Below are 13,006 nucleotides of genomic sequence, written 5' to 3' on the forward strand. Positions count from 1 at the left end.
GCCGTTACGCGTGGGCGATGCGGGCCTGCAGGCGGCTGTGGTCGGCGAGCAGGGTGAGCAGGTTCGAGCCGTCGATGAGTTCCAGGGGGCGGCCGCCGTTCTGCGTGTGTGCCGCCGGGTCGAACACGCCGGTGGTGACCAGGATGCCCTTCGTCGCGCCGACCCGGGCTACCGCGTCGGCGAGGGTGCGGACCTGGTCGGGGCCGACGTGGTCGGCGCGGGTGGCGTGGACGACGACCCGGCCGCCGAACAGGGGGCGCGGGTCGACGGCGGTCCAGACGGCGAGGTCGCCGGTGGTCTCGGCGTAGCCCATCTGCAGGCCCATGATCGTGAAGAGGTCGCCGACGACGCCCTCGAACTCGTCGCTGGGCAGGGTTACCAGGTTGGGGCGGTTGTCGAGGTCGGCGAGGACGTCGACGTCGTCGCGGTAGAGGCTGTCGACGCGGTCGAAGTCGACGACGGCGCGGACCGGGGCGAGTTCGGCGGGCTGGGCGGACACCCGGGCGTCGAGGTGGGCGACGCAGGCGACCGGGTCGACGTGGCGCAGCTTGATGGCGGCGAACTCGGCGCGGGGGGCGCGCAGGGACACCAGGCAGGGCCTGACGGTCTTGCCGGTGCGGCGGTCGACGGTGTCGACGATGCCGTTGAAGACGATGAGGTCGACGAGGCCGCCGCGGTCGGCCTCGACGATCTCGTGGACGGTGCGCAGCGCCAGCTGGGAGATGACGTGCAGGTAGCGGCTCTGCACCTCCGCGGCGGGGCGGCCGACGGCCTGGATGACGTCGCGGGCGCGGTCGTAGCGGTACTCCTTGACGGCGGGCACCACCTCGACGGACGGCAGCTGGTACTCGACGACGAGGTGGCGTTCGCGGGGCAGGAAGGCGAGCCGGTAGTGCTGGGGGAAGTCGTCGGGGTAGACGGAGTTGCCGAGCACCATGCCGAAGTACTCGACGACGCTGGTGGGGTCGCCGTTGCCGACGGCGGTGGCGAAGCGGTCGACCTCGGCGTTGTAGGCGGCGACGCGGGCGGCGACGAGGTCGCGCTGCTGCCGGTACTCCTGTTCGCGGGCGGCGAGCTGGCGCAGGCGGCGCTGTTCGGCGTCGGCGTGCCGGGCCTGGGCGTCGGCGAAGGCGGCGCGGGCGGCGGCGACCTGGCGTTCGTGGCGGTCGGCGAGGACCTTGCGGCCGAGGCCGGTGGGCGGCGGCGGGGCGAACGACTCCCAGGACGGCGCGGGCAGGGGGCGGCCGAGCGGGCCGGGGTCGAAGTCGGGGACGACCAGGGGCTTCTTGAACCGGTCGAGGTCGATGTGGTCGTCGACGGCGAGGGTCGACAGGAGCAGGTTGTCCAGGTCGTCCAGGTGGCTGCTCAGGCCGGCGTTGGCCTGGTCGACCTCGGCGGCGCGCGCCTCGGCGTACAGCCGGCGGCGTTCGCGTTCGTCGGCGGCCGCGGAGGCCTGCTGGGCGGCGGCGAGCGCCAGGTCGGTGGTGCGGCGGTTCTGCTCGCGCTGGCGGACGACCGCGGTCCGGGCCGCGTCGTGGGCCTGGCGGGCCTGCACCCGCTGCATGTCCCGGATGATGCCCATGAAGATCCTCACCGGTTGGCGGATATGTCCCTCCGCCGTGTATACCCGACGGCCACTCGCCGCAGCACACCGACGTCGGTGAGTGACGGGAGAACGCTTTCTCACGAACAGCGAAGCACGCCTCACCAACGGTGACTGTCCGTCGTGGACCTCCCAGGGGCTTGACGTGAGCGCCGCCACAAAGGAGGGTTCAGACGAACGGGCAATTCCGTGGCCCGATCATGCGAAGACGTGCAGTTCTGTGGTGTGCGCGCAGTTCGTCCGGAAGATTGGCGCAGATGCGTACTGTTATCGGGGGCCGTGACACGGCGTAATAGTCAGGGATCTCCCACCGGCACCCAGGAGGCGACATGCGGACACGCGGCACGACCGCGCCCCGCCGTGCCCCGGTCGGGACCCGCCGGTGACCCAGCAGAACCGGCACCCCGAGCCGCCGGACGCGACCCCGCAGTCGGGCGCCGTGTTCCGCCGGCCGCAGGCCCTCCGGCAGTGGATCAACCGCCGGCCGTACCCCGAACTCCCCACCGCGCGCACCCCCGAGGTGCTGCCGCCGGCCGCCGAGTCCGACGCCTGGTTCACCTACGAGGGCGCCACCGACGACGCCACCTGGTCGTCCGAGCTGGCCGCACTGCTCGGCTACCCGCCGCCCGAGGGCGGCGCCGGCCGGGCGGCGATGCTGCGCAGCGTCCACCGCGACGACCACGCCAAGGTCCTCGACGCGCTCGCCACCTGCTGGACCCGGCAGGAGTCGGTGCACCTCACGCTGCGGCTGGTGCGCGCCGACGGCAGCTGGTTCGACGTCGACTGCCGCCTGGACGCCGTCCTCGACGGTGACGGGGTGTCGCGGGGGGTGCGCGGCGCGGTGCGCGACGTGTCGGCGCGCGAACGGGCCCGCCGCGAGGTCGACCGGCTGACCCGGCGCACCGAGACCGTGCAGTCCACCCTCATCGAGCACGACCCGGGCACCGGCCTGCTGACCCGCGCCCGGCTGGTCGACGAGCTCGACCGGGCCGTGCGCGGCGGGGCCGGCGCCGTCGTCGTGGTGCGGGTCGAGCCGGAGCCCCGCGAGGACCGGGCCCCGCTGCGCCCGGCCGGCAACCTCGAACTGCTGCACCGGGCGGCCCGGCTGCTGGAGACCATCGCCCAGCCCGGCGACCAGCTCGGCCGGGTCGGCCCGAACGAGATCGGGGTGCTGCTGGCGGGCCGCTCGTGGGCGGTCGCCCGGCGCCAGGCCGACCTGTTCATCGAGGCGCTGCGGGCGCACCCGTTCGTGCTGACCGACGGCTGGCTGCGCGCCCAGGCGTGGGCCGGGCTGGTCCGCTACCGGGAGGCCGACCAGGTCGGCAGCCACGAGCTGCTCATCGACGCCGAGCAGGCGTGGCGGCAGGCCCGCGAGGGCGGCAAGGCCGTCGCCAGCCTCGCCCAGCCGGTGCCCGCGCGCGACCGGCAGGGCTCCTACCGCAGCCGGGTCGCCACCGCGCTGGGCCACGACCGGTTCACCCTGTACGGCCAGCCCATCCTCGAACTGCAGAGCAACCGGGTCACCCGGCACGAGCTGCTGCTGCGGGTCGTCGACGAGGTCAACGGGCCGCACTCGCCGGTGGCGGTGCTGGACACGGCCGAGCGGCTCGACGCCGTCTACGACATCGACCTGTGGGTGGCGGAGCGGGCGATGCAGCTGTCCGCCGAGCACCCGGAGCACAACCTGCAGGTCAACCTGTCCGGCCGCTCGGTGGGCGACCCGCGGCTGACCGGCGAGATCGAGCGGCTGCTGACCGCGTACGGCGTCGACCCCGAACGGCTGACGTTCGAGATCACCGAGACGGCGCTGATCGGCAACCTGAGCGAGGCGCGCCGTTTCTGCGACCGCATCCGCGACCTGGGCTGCCAGCTCGCCCTCGACGACTTCGGCTCCGGCTACGCCTCGTTCCGCTACCTGAAGCAGTTCCCGATCGACCTGGTCAAGATCGACGGGGAGTACGTGGCCGAGCTGGCGTACAACCCGCAGGACCAGGTCCTGGTCCGCGCGCTCGTCCAGGTCTGCCAGGCGTACGGCATCCACACGGTCGCCGAGTTCGTCCAGGACGAGCGCACGCTGCGCCTGCTGCGCGAGTTCGGCGTCGACTACGCCCAGGGCTACCTCATCGGCCGCCCCGAGCCGGTCGGCGACGCGCTCGGCGGGTCGCGCCCGAAACGCCGCCCGCCCCGGCCGCGCCGCCGTCCCGCAGGTGAGGACGGGCGCGCCGGCGGGTAAGAGGCCCGTATGGAGAGCTACACGATCGCCACCGAGGCCGAGAAGAGCCCCGATTTCCGCCGCGTCCTCTGGACCGGGGAGCACACCCAGCTCGTGATCATGACCATCCCGCCGGGCGGCGAGATCGGTGAGGAGGTCCACGAGGTGGACCAGATCCTCACGTTCGTGAGCGGGATCGCCGAGGCGAAGGTCGGCGGCCAGACGAAGAAGGTCAGCCAGGGCGACCTCGTCGTCGTGCCGGCCGGCAAGAAGCACAACTTCGTCAACGCCGGCCCGAACCCGCTCGTGCTCTACACCGTGTACGGCCCGCCGGAGCACGCCGACAAGGCGGTGCACAAGACGAAGGAGGAGGCGGACGCCCTCGAGGAGGCCGGCAAGGACGAGCCGCCGAACTCCTGAGCCTCGAGCTCCTGAACCCCGCCCCGCGGGAAGTTTGGGGTCGGGACCGGCCGAGCCCCCCAGCCGGTCGGTCCCGACACCCGGGCCGGCAGCAGGACCGGTCCGGAAACAGGGGCAGGACGCCTGGCCCCTGTGACGTCACCGTAGTCGGGCCGCGCCACCCGCGGACCCCTCCGCGCAGCCGAAATTGCTCGCAGCTTGAAGATTCGGTCCGTGCGGGCAATCCCGGTTGCCCGCCCACCCGACGCCGGTGGTCCGGACGGTCACTAGCCTGGCCCCCGTGGACGAACCCCGCTGGTTGACCGTCGAACAGCAGCAGACCTGGCGCAAGTTCATCGCCGTGCTGGTGAAGGTGCCGGCCGCGCTCGAGGGTCAGCTGCAGCGCGACGCCGGCGTGACCCACATGGGCTACCTGGTCCTGACCACCCTGTCCGAGCAGCCCGACCGCACCCTGCCGATGAGCCGGCTGGCCGAGAAGGCCAGCGCGTCGCTGTCCCGGCTGTCGCACGTCGTCGCCCGGCTGGAGATGCAGGGCTGGGTGCGCCGCGAGCGCAGCCCCCTCGACGGGCGGGTCCAGCTCGCCGTGCTGACCGACGCCGGCTGGACCAAGGTCGTCGCGACCGCCCCCGGCCACGTCGAGGAGGTCCAGCAGCTCGTCTTCGACAAGCTCAACCCGGCCCAGCTGCGGCAGCTCGACAAGATCTGCGACTCACTGCTCGACGGAATGGGCTGACCGGCGCGATTGCTGGCACTGTGAAGGCATGAGCCAGCGTGTACGAGGTGTCATCTCCCGCGCCAAGGGCGCCCCGGTCGAGCTGACCGAGATCGTCGTCCCCGACCCGGGCCCCGGCGAGGCCGTCGTGGCGATCCAGGCCTGCGGCGTCTGCCACACGGACCTGCACTACCGCGAGGGCGGCATCAACGACGACTACCCGTTCCTGCTGGGCCACGAGGCGGCGGGCGTCGTCGAGCAGGTCGGGCCCGGGGTCACCGAGGTGGCCCCCGGCGACTTCGTCGTCCTGAACTGGCGGGCCGTCTGCGGCCAGTGCCGGGCGTGCCGGCGGGGCCGGCCGTGGTACTGCTTCGCCACCCACAACGCGGTCCAGAAGATGACCCTCACCGACGGCACCGAGCTGAGCCCGGCGCTCGGCATCGGCGCGTTCGCGGAGAAGACCCTCGTCGCGGCCGGCCAGTGCACCAAGGTCGACCCGGCCGCCCGGCCCGCCGCCGTCGGCCTGCTCGGCTGCGGCGTCATGGCGGGCATCGGCGCGGCCGTCAACACCGGCGGCGTGACCCGGGGTGACTCGGTCGCCGTCATCGGCTGCGGCGGGGTCGGCGACGGCGCCATCGCGGGCGCCGCCCTGGTCGGCGCCACCACGATCATCGCCGTGGACACCTCGGCCGAGAAGCTGGCGATCGCGAAGCGGTTCGGCGCCACCCACACCGTGAACGCCGCCGCCACCGACGTCGTCACCGAGATCCAGAAGCTCACCGGCGGCTTCGGCGCCGACGTGGTGATCGAGGCGGTCGGCCGGCCCGAGACGTACAAGCAGGCCTTCTACGCCCGCGACCTGGCCGGCACCGTCGTGCTCGTCGGGGTGCCGACCCCGGACATGACGATCGAGCTGCCGCTGCTGGACGTGTTCGGCCGCGGCGGCGCCCTGAAGTCCAGCTGGTACGGCGATTGCCTGCCCACCCGCGACTTCCCGCTGCTCACCGACCTCTACCTGCAGGGCCGGCTCGACCTGGACGCGTTCGTCACCGAGGAGATCCGCCTCGACCAGGTCGAGGAGGCGTTCGAGAAGATGCACGGCGGCACGGTGCTGCGCTCGGTGGTGGTGTTCTGATGGCGCCCCGCATCGACCACGCGGTCACCTCCGGCACGTTCTCGCTCGACGGCCAGACGTTCGACGTCGACAACAACGTGTGGGTGGTCGGCGACGACACCGAGTGCGTCGTCATCGACGCGCCGCACTCCGTACCGGCGATCCTGGACGTCGTCGGCGGCCGCCGGGTCGTCGCGATCGTCCTCACCCACGCCCACGACGACCACGTCCGGGTCGCGCCCGAGCTGGCCAAGGCGGCGGGCGCGCCGCTGTTCCTGCACCCCGCCGAGGCGCCGCTGTGGCAGCTCACCCACCCCGGGGTGCCGATGCCGGAGCCGCTGCACGACGGACAGGAGATCGCGGTGGCGGGCACGTCCCTGCGGGTGCTGCACACCCCCGGCCACAGCCCCGGCGCGGTGTGCCTGCTCGCGCCCGCGCTCGGGGCCGTGTTCACCGGCGACACCCTGTTCAACGGCGGGCCCGGCGCGACCGGCCGGTCCTACTCCGACCGCAGCACCATCGTCGGCTCGATCCGGGAGCGGCTGCTCACCCTGCCCCCGGAGACGGTGGTGCACACCGGCCACGGCGACGACACCACCGTCGGCGCGGAGGCCGCCGGCGCCGGCGAGTGGAAATAGATCGATCGGGGTAAGAGCCGATCATGAGCATCAACGGAGTGCCCCCACACCTCGGCGGCGAGAGGGTCGCCGCCGAGGCCGTCGACCTCGACGGCGCCACTGTCGGCGAGACCGGACCCGAGTACACCGCCGACGAGGTGGTGCCGGACGCCGACCTGAACCCGCCCACCCACGACACCGACGGCACCCCGGTCGGCGCGGCCGACGCGGACGCCGACGCCCGCTAGTCCCCGGACGGCGGCCCGCGCCCTCAGGCCCGGGCCGCCGCCGGCACGGGCGCGGTGCGGTCGGCCAGCAGGTCCAGGGCCAGCGCCGCCGTCCAGCTGAACGCCGGCTCGCCGATGCCCTCACCCGTCGCCGGGTGGAAGTACTCGTAGTGGCCCGAGCGGTGGATCAGCCGCAGCATCGCCGTGCGCAGCTCGTCGGCCTGCGCCTCGTACCCGTGCAGCAGCATGCCCCGGCGCAGCAGCCAGTTGATGTTGATCCAGATCGGCCCGCGCCAGTACCGGTAGCTGTCGAAGTCGGCGGCCGTGCGGTCGTAGCTGGGGATCGGCAGCCCGCTCAGCGACGGCATGCCGAACCGCTCCGACTCCGCCTCCGCCATGATCGCCACGACGTGCTCGCGCGGCAGCCCCGGCAGCATCAGCGGCACCAGCCCGTTGACGCACCGCCGCCCGCTCAGCTCGCCGGTGCGCACGTCCCGCGACCGGAACGTCCGCGACGCCGGCTCCCACAGGTGCGCGACGACCGCCGCCGTCACCCGCCGCGCCCGCTCCCGGTGCGGCGCCGGGTCCGCCCCCACCACCTCCGCGATCCGCGCCAGCGCGTGGTCGGCCGCCGCGACGATGGCGTTGAACGCCGGGCACTCCACCACGAACCCGTGCCACGCCGCCAGCCCCGCGTCGTCGTACCCACCGGCCCGGTACGACTGCACCAGCCCGATGTAGCGCGCGTAGTCGGTGTCCGTCGGCCGGTGCGTGATGTCGGCGACCTGCACGTCGCGCCGCGCGTATCGCTGCAACAGCGACAGGTCCGCGGGCACCGCGGCCATCGCGGCGTCCCACGACGGACTGTTGTCCAACCCGGACTCCCACGGGTGCACGATGCTCACCAGCCCGCGCCCGCCCGCGTCCCGCGCCCCGGTCAGATACTCCTGCTGCGCGCACAGCCGCGGATACAACCACCCCAGCTCGTCCCGCGCCGCCGCCACGGCGGCCGCACCGTGCCCGGTCGCCCGCCGGTACACCTCCCACGCGGCCACCGCGTGCATCGGCGGCTGCACCAGCCCGGTGCTGCCGTGCGCCGGCCGGTCCGCGTACGCGGGAACGTCCCAGAACCCCGGCCCGGGAAAGTAGTCACCTTCGGCGACCGCCGGATCGAACACGATGTGCGGCACCCGCCCGTCCGGCCACTGCGCGCCGAACAGGTTGCGCAGGTCGGCCCACGCCCGCTGCGGGTTCACATAGGCCAGGCCCACCGCGATGAACGCGGCGTCCCAGCTCCACTGGTGCGGATAGAGCCGGCGCGAGGGGACCATGTGGCCGCGGGCCCAGTTGGTGTCGAGGACGGCGGCGGCGGATTGCCAGAGTTGAGAAGACATGTCCGGAGAGGGGCTCGGGGACGGGTGGAAGTACATCTGTCCTGAGACCTTTCCGGAGGGGCACACCTCAAACGCGGACCAGCGAACCAGCACAGCACGGTACGGCTGTTTCGAAGCGCATGGATTCATCCGACCGGCCGACCCCGACGGCATGACGCCGCTCACGCCCCGATCGACAGCCACAGCTCCGAGCGGCGCCCCGGCAGGTACGGCGAGTCCAGCCGCTTCGCCACCACGCCCGGCAGGCCCTGCGCGCGGGCGGCGTCCGCCGCGAACTCGCCGCCCCCGGCGAAGTAGGGCGGCGTCTGCCAGTTCGGCCCCGTCACCGCCAGGGCCTCCAGCAACTCCCGGCGCTGCGCGTACGCCACCTGCCCGATCGTCGGGGTGCCCTCCAGCCACAGCAGGTCGTACGCCAGGAAGTGCACCGGGGTGCGCTCCGCGGCCCGGCGGGCGGCGGCGCCGTCGCGCGGGCGGGCGCGGCGGGCCAGCAGCTTCGGCGACGGCGCCGGGCCGTCGAACGCCACGATCTCGCCGTCCAGGACCGCCTCCGTCGGCGCCAGCTGCTCGGCCATGTCGCGCAGTTCCGGGTACGCCGCCACCACGTCCGCGCCGTCCGCCACCAGGCGCAGCCGCCCGCCGGACACGTGCGCGACGGCGCGGCGGCCGCCCCACGCCATCTCGTAGCCCCACCGGTCGTCGTCGGCGGGCAGCGCCGCCGCCGGGACCGCCAGCATCGGGGCGACCTCGTCCGGCATCGGCTCCCAGCCCGGCTCGGGCGGGTCCATGCGGCGCACCATCCAGTCGCGGCCGTCGGTCTGGAAGAACACGTACCGGCCCGACGTGCGCTCGCCGTGGAACGTCACGCCCACCTCGTCGTCGCGCCACTTGTCGGTGTCGTACGTGCCGGTGTCGTGGATCGTCATCCGGCCGCCGCCGTACTCGCCCGCCGGGATCTCGCCCGAGAACTCCAGGTACTCCAGCGGGTGGTCCTCGGTGTGCTTCGCCAGATGATTGCGCTCCCGGTCGCGCGGCAGGCCGCGCGGCACCGCGAACGACACCAGCACGCCGTCGCGCTCCAGCCGCACGTCCCAGTGCAGGCTGCGCGCATGATGCTGCTGGATGACGAACCGCCGGGTCGCGGTCGCCGCCGGCACCCCCGGGGGTACGGGCTCCGGCGTCCGCCGGGCGTCGCGTTTGCGCCGGTATTCGTCCAGCCGGTCGGTCATATGCCTATTGTTCCGCCGCCCGGCGCCCGCCGCGAGTTGTCGTAGGGGGGTGGGAGGGTGTGGGGGTGTATGCGGAGTGGCGCACGGGGCTGCCCGGCGTGCTGGCGTGGCGCCGCGACGTCGGCCCCGCCGGCTCGACCGCCCGCATCCTGCCCGACGGCTGCCTCGACCTCATGTGGCGCGACGGCGACCTGCTCGTCGCCGGCCCCGACACCACCGCCCAGCTCGCCGTCTCCGCCCCCGGCACCCGCTGGGTGGCGCTGCGCTTCGCCGCCGGCATCGGCCCGGCCGTCCTCGGCGTCCCCGCCGCCGAACTCCGCGACCTGCGCGTCCCCCTCACCGACCTGTGGCCCGCCGCCGCATGCCACGTCCCCGACGACGACCCGCTCCGCGGCCTGCACCGCCTCGTCACCGCCCGCTGGCGCCGCCCCGACCCCCTCGTCACCGGCATCGCCGCCCGCCTGCGCTCGGGCACCCCGGTCGCGGCCGTCGCCGCGCAGACCGGGCTCAGCGCCCGGCAACTGCTGCGCCGCAGCCAGGAATCCTTCGGGTACGGGCCCAAGCTCCTCGGCCGCATCATGCGGCTGCAACGGGCGCTGGGGCGGGCCCAGGCGGGCGTGCCGTTCGCGACGGTCGCGGCTGAGGAGGGGTACGCGGACCAGGCACACCTGTCGCGGGATGTGAAGGAGCTGGCGGGGGTGCCGCTGACGACGCTGCTGAGCTGACGGCCGCCGAAGGCGTGGCGGGCCGGGCGCGTGGCGGGCCGGGCGCGTGGCGGGCCGGGCGCGTGGCGGGCCGGGCGCGTGGCGGGCCGGGCGCGTGGCGGGCCGGGGGTATGGCGGGCCCACCCACCTCGGCCCTCTCGCCGCCCTTCCTGCGCCGCCCTCCCCGGGCCGCCCTCCCCGGGCCGCCCTCCCGGGCCGCCTTCCCACGCCGCCCTCGCGGGGCGCCCCTCCCACGCGGCCCCCTTTCGGGCCGCCTTCCCGGACCACCCCTCGAGTGCCGGGTGGGTGCCTGGTGCCTTCGGGTGGGCGGGTAAGACGGCGTGGTCGGGCGCCGCGGGGCGGTGAGGAGGTGGCTTTGACCCGGTGGTGGGCGCGAGCCCTCGGCGGTCAGGCGCGGGCGGGCGTGCGGTCCCTCGGCCCGGCCGCCGCGGCGGCCGACCCGGCTGCCGCCGGGGCCGTCGCCGGGCTGACCTGGACCGGAGTAGCCGCAGCCGGGCTGGTCCGGGCCGGGGCGGCCGCAGCCGGGGCGGCCGGGGCCGTGGTCGGGCGGGCCGCGGTGGTGCTATCGGTCCGGGCCGCGCGGGCCGGGGTGGCCGACTGGGGGACCGGGGCCGCCTCCAGGGTGCGCAGGTCCGCCTCCAGCCACGCCGGGACCGGGTGGCGGTGGCGGAGGACCCATGCCAGGTCGCCGAGGGCGTCCCGGAGGGCGGCCCGGCCGTCCGGGGTCGTGGCTGCTGCGCGGGCGGCGCGGGCCGCTGCCGGGGCGGGGCGGCGGAGCCAGGTGGTCAGGAGGTCGTTGCGGAGCTGGCGGCGGCGGCGGGGGCCCGGGTCGCGGCCGGCCGGCAGGGGGTGGTGGCGGACCACGAGGGAGTCCACGTAGGCCAGGCCGTGGCCGGCGGCGGCCAGGTCCATGGCGAGCAGTGCCTCCTCGCCGTACACGTGCAGGTGGGGTTCGAAGCCGCCCACGGCCAGGAACGCGTCGCGGCGCACGGCCACCGCGCAGGCCAGGAAGCCCAGGATGGACGGTCCGGGCAGGTCGGCGGGGGTGCCCAGCGGGGCGGCGGCCATCTGGGTCGAGACCGGGTCGAGGCGGCCCGCCGGGCCGATGAGGACGCGTGCGGCGAGCAGGGCGGCGCGCGGGTGGGCCCGGAACAGCGCGGGCAGGCGGCTGAGGGCGTCGCCGTCCCACCAGGAGTCGTCGTCGGCGAAGGCGACGTGCGGGGTGTCGGCGGCGGCGACGCCGAGGTTGCGGGCGGCGGCGCCGATGTTGTCGTCGAGGCGGATCACGCGTACCTGTGGACAGTGGGTCTTGACCGCCTCGCAGGTGCCGTCCGTCGAATTGTTGTCGACGAGGATCACCGGGGCGCGGTGCCGGGGGAGGTGACGCAGGAGCTGGTCGCGGCGGTTGCGGCTCGCGACGACGACGGTGACGTCGGTGGTGACATCGGACACCGGGGGCCCGTACCCCACGAGATCGTCACTCATGCACCCCGTCAACGGGTGTCGCCCGATCGTGGCGGCGAGTAGTGTCTTGACTTCGACGCGTGTCCACCCCTCGGAGGCGTAGCCGACATGTCCGGTTCTTCCCTGCGCATCCTCGTCGTCGGCGCCGGCATCTCCGGCCTGGCGGCGGCCCGCGCCCTGCGGCTCGCGGGCTTCCGGCCCGACGTGGTCGAGGAGCTGCCCGCCAGCATGGTGCCCGGCGCGGGCATCCACCTGCCCGGCAACGCCGCCCGCGCGCTGCGCGCCCTCGGGCTGGAGGCGCCGCTGCGCCCGCTGGGCGAACGGTTCACCCGACAGATCTTCCTCGACGCCCAGGGCCGCGAGCTGTGCGCCGTGGACGTCGCCGCGCTGTGGGCCGGCGTGGGGGAGTCCCGCGCGCTGCCCCGCGCCGACCTGCAACGGGTGCTGCTCAGCGCCGTCGGCGGCCAGGTCCGCTACGAGACCGCCGTGAAGGGCCTCGACATCGGCGACCGCACCGCCAAGGTCGAGTTCGGCGACGGCGGCCGCGCCGAGTACGACCTGGTCGTCGCGGCCGACGGGCGCAAGTCCACCGTCCGCGGCCTGGCCGAGCTGGGCGGCGCCGCGCAGCCCACCGGGCAGACCGTGTACCGCAGCGTCGTCACCGGCGGGCCCGCCGTCGGCGACTGGGTCACCCTGCTCGGCCGCCGGTGCGGCTTCACGATCATGCCCATGGGCGGCGGGCGCCTCTACCTGTACGCCGACGAGACCGCCGACGCCCCGCCGTCCGACGGCCTCGCCCGGGTCCGGGAGCTGTACGGCGGCTTCGGCGGGCCCGTCCCGGCCGTGCTGGACGCGCTCACCAAGGTCCAGGTCGCCCGCACCGACGAGGTCGTCACCGAGCGCTGGTCGCGCGGGCCGGTGCTGCTCGTCGGCGACGCCGCCCACGCCACCTCGCCGTCGCTGGCCCAGGGCGCCGCGATGGCCCTGGAGGACGCGGTCGTGCTGGGCGAGGTGCTCGGCGCGGCCCTGCACGACACCCCGGGCGACGTGCCGGCCGCCCTGGCCGAGTACGAGCGCCGCCGCCGGCCGCGGACCGGCTGGGTGCACGAGCGAACCCGCGAGCGCGACCGCGCCCGCGACGTGCCGCCCGCCCTGCGTGACCCGCTGCTGCGCCGCCGCGGGGACCGGATCTTCGCCGACCACTACCGCGCTCTGGTCGAGCCGATGTGAACTCGCCGGGCGGATTGGTCACCCGCCGCCCGGGTAACCGCTGCGGGGGATTATTCTGCCTG

General features: G+C 74.8%; 12 protein-coding genes. 8 read left to right on the top strand and 4 right to left on the bottom strand.

Annotation, left to right across the window (positions count from 1 at the left end; genetic code table 11):
* Positions 1 to 4: 4 nt before the first annotated feature.
* Positions 5 to 1,594, bottom strand: a complete 1,590-nt coding sequence (locus tag Sya03_RS25485) for a restriction endonuclease (RefSeq protein ID WP_239107831.1) — start codon at positions 1,592 to 1,594, stop codon at positions 5 to 7.
* 391 nt (positions 1,595 to 1,985) lie between these two features.
* Here Sya03_RS25485 and Sya03_RS25490 point away from each other — a divergent pair, with 391 nt between their 5' ends.
* From Sya03_RS25490 to Sya03_RS25515, 6 genes are all read left to right on the top strand, one after another.
* Positions 1,986 to 3,836, top strand: coding sequence for an EAL domain-containing protein (locus Sya03_RS25490; protein WP_239107832.1), 1,851 nt, complete (start codon positions 1,986 to 1,988; stop codon positions 3,834 to 3,836).
* A 9-nt stretch (positions 3,837 to 3,845) separates the two neighbouring features.
* Positions 3,846 to 4,235 (top strand): cupin domain-containing protein, encoded by a 390-nt coding sequence (locus Sya03_RS25495; RefSeq protein ID WP_203940940.1) that lies wholly within the window; start codon positions 3,846 to 3,848, stop codon positions 4,233 to 4,235.
* 280 nt (positions 4,236 to 4,515) lie between these two features.
* Positions 4,516 to 4,968, top strand: a complete 453-nt coding sequence (locus Sya03_RS25500; protein ID WP_203940941.1) for a MarR family winged helix-turn-helix transcriptional regulator — start codon at positions 4,516 to 4,518, stop codon at positions 4,966 to 4,968.
* 28 nt (positions 4,969 to 4,996) lie between these two features.
* On the top strand, positions 4,997 to 6,082 hold the full coding sequence (locus Sya03_RS25505; protein WP_203940942.1) for an S-(hydroxymethyl)mycothiol dehydrogenase: 1,086 nt from the start codon (positions 4,997 to 4,999) through the stop codon (positions 6,080 to 6,082).
* Positions 6,082 to 6,699, top strand: coding sequence for an MBL fold metallo-hydrolase (locus Sya03_RS25510; protein ID WP_203940943.1), 618 nt, complete (start codon positions 6,082 to 6,084; stop codon positions 6,697 to 6,699). The genes Sya03_RS25505 and Sya03_RS25510 overlap by 1 nt, the downstream gene beginning before the upstream one ends.
* A 23-nt stretch (positions 6,700 to 6,722) precedes the next feature.
* Complete coding sequence (locus tag Sya03_RS25515) at positions 6,723 to 6,926, top strand: hypothetical protein (protein WP_203940944.1); 204 nt, start codon at positions 6,723 to 6,725, stop codon at positions 6,924 to 6,926.
* A gap of 23 nt (positions 6,927 to 6,949) precedes the next feature.
* Here the strand turns inward: Sya03_RS25515 and Sya03_RS25520 are convergent, their stop codons facing one another.
* Positions 6,950 to 8,299 carry an MGH1-like glycoside hydrolase domain-containing protein gene (locus Sya03_RS25520; protein WP_203940945.1) on the bottom strand — a complete coding sequence of 450 codons (1,350 nt, stop codon included), beginning with the start codon at positions 8,297 to 8,299 and terminating at the stop codon, positions 6,950 to 6,952.
* 161 nt (positions 8,300 to 8,460) lie between these two features.
* Entirely contained in the window at positions 8,461 to 9,525 is a 1,065-nt protein-coding gene (locus Sya03_RS25525; RefSeq protein ID WP_203940946.1) for a DNA polymerase ligase N-terminal domain-containing protein, read from the bottom strand.
* A gap of 65 nt (positions 9,526 to 9,590) precedes the next feature.
* Between Sya03_RS25525 and Sya03_RS25530 the strand changes: the two genes are divergently transcribed.
* The gene (locus Sya03_RS25530) at positions 9,591 to 10,250 is read left to right on the top strand and encodes a helix-turn-helix domain-containing protein (protein WP_203940947.1); all 660 of its coding nucleotides are present in this window, start codon (positions 9,591 to 9,593) and stop codon (positions 10,248 to 10,250) included.
* Between the two features lie 387 nt (positions 10,251 to 10,637).
* Here Sya03_RS25530 and Sya03_RS25535 read toward each other — a convergent pair whose 3' ends face one another.
* Positions 10,638 to 11,702 carry a glycosyltransferase gene (locus Sya03_RS25535; protein WP_239107833.1) on the bottom strand — a complete coding sequence of 355 codons (1,065 nt, stop codon included), beginning with the start codon at positions 11,700 to 11,702 and terminating at the stop codon, positions 10,638 to 10,640.
* 120 nt (positions 11,703 to 11,822) lie between these two features.
* On the opposite strand from Sya03_RS25535, the gene Sya03_RS25540 reads away from it, so the two are divergent.
* On the top strand, positions 11,823 to 12,944 hold the full coding sequence (locus Sya03_RS25540; protein ID WP_203940949.1) for an FAD-dependent monooxygenase: 1,122 nt from the start codon (positions 11,823 to 11,825) through the stop codon (positions 12,942 to 12,944).
* The last annotated feature ends 62 nt before the right edge of the window (positions 12,945 to 13,006 follow it).

It is taken from the genome of Spirilliplanes yamanashiensis (assembly GCF_016863475.1).
Lineage (GTDB): Bacteria > Actinomycetota > Actinomycetes > Mycobacteriales > Micromonosporaceae > Spirilliplanes > Spirilliplanes yamanashiensis.